Source organism: Dolichospermum sp. UHCC 0352 (genome assembly GCF_009711925.1).
GTDB lineage: Bacteria > Cyanobacteriota > Cyanobacteriia > Cyanobacteriales > Nostocaceae > Dolichospermum > Dolichospermum lemmermannii.
In genome coordinates this window covers 1-5,054 of record NZ_VIKY01000235.1, presented here as the reverse complement: position 1 = coordinate 5,054, position 5,054 = coordinate 1, and the positions used below count along the sequence as shown (strand labels likewise).

Here is a 5,054-nt window from a genome sequence, read left to right as displayed (position 1 = left end):
ATCTTCCAAATGCTTCGCCCCTACTGACAACGGACAACTGACAACTAACAACTGACACAGTATACACAAATGACAAATTTCCAGGAACGCGGGCATCTGCTCACCGAACAAGTTAATCCCCATAGTCTCAATTTAGACCAGCTCAACTCTTTAGAATTGGTAGAATTATTTAATAGCGAAGACCAAAAGGCAGTAGCAGCAGTAGCAGCGGCTAAAGTTCAGTTAGCAGCAGCTATTGACCTCGCAGCAGAAAAACTGCGTCAAGGTGGCCGTTTATTTTATGTGGGTGCAGGGACAAGTGGCAGATTAGGAGTATTAGATGCTGCCGAGTGTCCACCTACTTTCTGTACTTCCCCAGAATTGGTACAAGGGATTATTGCTGGTGGTGCGGGAGCATTAGTCCGCAGTTCCGAGGATTTGGAAGATCGAGCGGAAGATGGGGAAACTGCGATCGCGCAACGACAAATCACGCAACTGGATGTAGTCGTCGGCATCACGGCTGGGGGAACAACGCCTTTCGTTCACGGTGCCATTAATGCAGCGCGTCAACGGGGGGCTAAGACTATTTTTATAGCCTGTGTTCCCACAGAACAAGTCGGTATTGAAGTTGATATTGATATTCGTTTATTGACAGGACCAGAAATTTTAGCTGGTTCTACTCGCTTAAAAGCGGGGACGGTGACAAAATTAGTGTTAAATACCCTTTCGACTGGGGTAATGGTTAAACTAGGTAAAGTGTATGGGAATCGCATGGTTGATGTCGCTGTCACGAATCAAAAATTACATGATCGCGCTTTACGGATCTTACAAGACTTAACTAGTTTAAGTCGAGAAGCAGCCGGGTTTTTACTAGAACATAGTGGTAAATCGGTTAAATTGGCATTATTAATGCACTGGACTGGTTTAGACCAAGAATTTGGGAAACAACTACTAGCCAGCCATCAAGGCAATCTTCGACTGGCTGTAACTAGCTGTCAACAAGACATAAAAGCCAAGAATAATTCATTCTAAATTCTGATTCGGTGACGAACTATATTTTCTTTCTCCCACTTTGGGCCTTTTTCCTAACTATTCAGAGGGAACAGGGAACGGGCAACTTTCTCACAGGAAAAACTCATGTTTAAAAACATGAGATTGAAATAATGACACTGTTTTTTTCGGGCTACGCATCTTTTAAAAACATCTTTTTTTTGACAGAAGCTCTAAACTGGTGCAAATGAGTGTTTCTTATCTGTTCCCAGTTAAGAGTTTCCTTCTTTTGTAATTTATGTGATTAGGTACTAATTTAAAGTTGTCTGACTACAGGTTTACCGTCAATAACTTCACCAACAAGCACGATATCTGCACAATTGACGAAAATGCCATTTTCCAAAACACCAGGAATATTATTCAGGGTTTTTTCCAGGTTTACAGGGTCATCAATGCTATCGAATGTGACATCCAAAACCATGTTACCTTGATCAGTGATCACAGGTCCGGCTTTCCTCACACCCATCCGCAATTCTGGCTTACCACCAAGTGCTTTAATGGCATTAGTGACGGGGGTAAGTGCCATAGGAATAACTTCAACTGGTACAGCGAAACTAGAACCCAAGCGCTCTACTAACTTACCACCATCAACGACGACAATAAACTGTGTTGCTAGGTAATCTACAACTTTTTCGCGGGTATGTGCCGCACCACCACCTTTAATCAAGTTTTTGTGGGGGTCTACCTCATCTGCCCCATCTATGGCAATATCAATATGGTCTACAGCGTCTAAAGTGGTGAGGGGAACGCCATACTCTTTTGCTAACACTTCTGATTGAAATGAGGTGGGGATACCGACAATATCTTTGAGTTCCCCTGATTTGAGGCGTTCTCCTAAATACTGAATGGTGTAAGCTGTGGTTGAACCTGTACCCAAACCAACTATTGAACCGGATTTTACTAAATTGGCGGCCGCTTTGCCAACTTCTTGCTTCATCAATTTAACTGGATCTGCTGGTATGGACATTCTTTAACTCCTGAACAATTAAGGCTATAGAAAATACTATCACAGCCAACTATATTATAAAATTGGTAATGAGAATTTAGAATTTAGAATTTAGAATTTAGAATTTAGAATTGAGGATTGAGAACTAAAACTCCCTTGATTTTTGATTTCTGAGCGAAATTTTGGATTTTATTTACAGACAATTTGTTATAAAGATAAAGGTTTATCAATTATATTTAAAAAATCTTTATTTTTAATTATCTAGAAAATCAGCAACTTCAATTATGCAATCACCGTCAATATTAGTAATACAGTTATAAAATAATAGTCGCAATGAAAAAATTACTAGGGATATTGACTTTAATCACACTTCTCCAAAATTCCCCAATTATTGCCCAAGAACAATCACTAGATCCAATACCTGTTACCAGTTCAGAATATATCCAAAAGGTAGTTGATTCTAAGTTAATGGATAATTTTCCCGATGGTAAATTTTATCAGGATAAGTTAATTAGTCGTGCAGAATTAGCGTCAATTTTAGTGAAGGCATTTTATTTAGATAAACGGGCTATTCTGCCAGAAAAAAAATCTGTATTCATCCCGGATGTTCCTCCTTCTCATTGGGCATATAAAGATGTTCAGATAGTTTTGAAAACTGATATTATGAAAGGTTATCGAGGAAATCTATTTTTCCCAAATCAACGGGTTACTAGAGGTGAAGGTTTAGCGATTTTTGCCCAAGCTTATGGGGTTTTCCAATTTCCTGATCAAAGCGTTGATAAGATTCTCTCATCACATCCAGATGCCATAAATATACCTGATTGGTCTAGAAAAGCGAACTGACAAGTCAGCGCTTACGCTATCGCTACAGTCATTGCTGAAGAATTTGTGAATATGGATACACAAGGTAATATTTACCCACTAAGCCCCATGACAAGAGGAGATTTAGCTTATGTGCTGAGTAAGTATTTACAACGTCAACAGCAGGAATCAGAAACACCTGTAATTCCCAGTATTTCTCCATTTTAAGCCAAAAACTTGTTTACACAGCGAACAAACATTTCCACACCTATTGGTAAAGCCGTTTCATCAAAATCAAATCGGGGATGATGATGAGGATAATCTAATTTTTTCTCTGGATTTGCAGAACCAAGAAAAAAGTAACAACCGGGAACTTCTTGCAAGAAAAACGACATATCTTCCCCACCCATTGTTTGACACTCAGGAACGATACCAATGGGGGTTTCTATCACTTCCTCTGCAACTGAACGAACTAATGCTGCGATTTCCGCATCATTGATAACCGGTGGATAAAGATGAATATAATCTAAGTCATAATTTGCACCGTGACTTTGACAAATTCCCTCAACAATTTGTTGAATGCGTTCTTTAAAAAAACCTGCTAAATCAGGATTAAAATATCTCACTGTCCCACCCATTCTTGCGGTATCAGCAATCACATTAACTGCTGTGCCGGCGTGGAGTTCTCCCACTGTCACCACAGCCGCATCAATGGGGTTAATATTACGGGAAACAATAGTTTGTAAAGCATTGACTATTTGCGCCGCTATCACGATAGAATCTACTGTTTGCTGAGGAATTGCCCCATGTCCACCTTTACCAAAAATGGTGCAGCGAAACAATTCTACAGCGGCCATTAATGCCCCAGCGCGGACTCCCACAGTTGCCAATGGCAGATTATTCCATAAGTGTAAACCGATAATGGCATCAACATCAGGGTTCTTCAATACACCTGCTGCGATCATCGGTTTTGCCCCACCGGGACCTTCTTCGGCGGGTTGGAAGATAATTTTTACTGTGCCACTAAAGTCTTGTCGGTGTTGATTGAGGTAATATGCCGTACCCAGAGCGATCGCTGTATGTCCATCATGTCCACAAGCGTGCATCACACCATCATGTTGAGAACAATAGGGAACTTCATTCTCTTCTTGAATAGGTAAAGCATCCATATCCGCCCGTATTGCTAATACTTTACCATGTCCAGATTTTTCACCTTTAATAATCGCCACAATTCCCGTTTCTGCAATACCTGTTTGATGTGCAATTCCCCAACTTTGCAACTTTTCGGCAATAAACTCAGCGGTAATTTTTTCCTGAAAACCTAATTCTGGTTTTTGGTGAATTTGTCTTCTCCACTCTACTAATTGCGGTTGCAAAGCCCGAATTGCTAACCGCACATTTTTAAGATTTACCGTTGAAGCCAAAGGAAATGTAGAAACCATATTTATCAATTAAAAATTAAAAAAACTCTTCCCCATTACCTATTACCAATCACCAATTACCAATCACCCATTAGCTACAATATATTTCCCAATCTAAAGCCGCAGCAACTTTTGCAAGTTGTTCCAAATCTCTGGGATTTTCCAGATAGGGAACATAACCTAAAACGGGAATATTTGTCAATGATTGAATTAACTCTGGTGGTGTTAAATCAGCAATTTCTTCCTTGGTGCGGGGTTGGGTGTAATTAAGAATAATTCCGCGCAGATTGATTTTATGTTGCCTAGCTAATGCTACATTAGCAACAGCCTGAGCGATCGCCCCCAATCTGACCGGCACCACCAAAAAAGTCTGTAATCGCCATTCACCCGCCAAATCAGCCACCGTCAACTCATCAGTAATCGGTGAACCCAAACCCCCCAAAGATTCCACCAACACAAAATCACGTTGTTTCTGCAAAGCCAACAAAGTTCGCCAAACTATCGCTAAATCAATTTGACGATTTTCCTTAGCCGCAGCTATGGGAGGGGCTAAAGGGGCTTGAAAATACAAAGGTGTAATTTCTTCTGGTGACTGGTCCAAATTAAACAGAGTTTGGTACAGTTCCCTATCACCCAACCCCGATTGAATTGGCTTCATCATCCCCAAACTACGCTGGGGATAATATTTTTGCCAATAAGCGGCTATTGCTGCTGTGATAACAGTTTTACCAGCATCCGTATCAGTTCCCGCAATCAGTAAAGTATTCAACAACGTTTTTTGCTAAAAATGACAACTTAATTTGCTTCTTTTCTTGACACTCCCCGGTCTAAAGACACGGGGATTCTACATTCACTGA

The 5,054-nt window shown here is 40.5% G+C and carries 4 protein-coding genes and 1 pseudogene; 2 read left to right on the top strand and 3 right to left on the bottom strand.

The features are described from left to right. Positions 1 to 69 precede the first annotated feature (69 nt). Positions 70 to 1,011: an N-acetylmuramic acid 6-phosphate etherase gene (murQ, locus tag FJR06_RS17320; RefSeq protein ID WP_168651896.1), complete on the top strand. Its 942-nt coding sequence runs from the start codon at positions 70 to 72 to the stop codon at positions 1,009 to 1,011. Positions 1,012 to 1,285: 274 nt separating this feature from the next. Here the strand turns inward: murQ and rpiA are convergent, their stop codons facing one another. Beyond that, positions 1,286 to 1,996 (bottom strand): ribose-5-phosphate isomerase RpiA, encoded by a 711-nt coding sequence (gene rpiA / locus FJR06_RS17315; protein WP_015080467.1) that lies wholly within the window; start codon positions 1,994 to 1,996, stop codon positions 1,286 to 1,288. Positions 1,997 to 2,308: 312 nt separating this feature from the next. Between rpiA and FJR06_RS17310 the strand changes: the two are divergent. Then, positions 2,309 to 3,004 (top strand): annotated as a pseudogene (locus tag FJR06_RS17310) (S-layer homology domain-containing protein). Here FJR06_RS17310 and FJR06_RS17305 read toward each other — a convergent pair. Together FJR06_RS17305 and bioD are read right to left on the bottom strand one after the other, a co-directional pair. Next, complete coding sequence (locus FJR06_RS17305) at positions 3,001 to 4,218, bottom strand: M20 family metallopeptidase (RefSeq protein WP_168633583.1); 1,218 nt, start codon at positions 4,216 to 4,218, stop codon at positions 3,001 to 3,003. The pseudogene FJR06_RS17310 and the gene FJR06_RS17305 overlap by 4 nt on opposite strands. Positions 4,219 to 4,288: 70 nt before the next feature. Beyond that, a complete protein-coding gene (bioD, locus tag FJR06_RS17300) occupies positions 4,289 to 4,966 on the bottom strand; it encodes a dethiobiotin synthase (RefSeq protein ID WP_041458052.1) in 678 nt (225 codons plus the stop codon). Positions 4,967 to 5,054 lie beyond the last annotated feature (88 nt).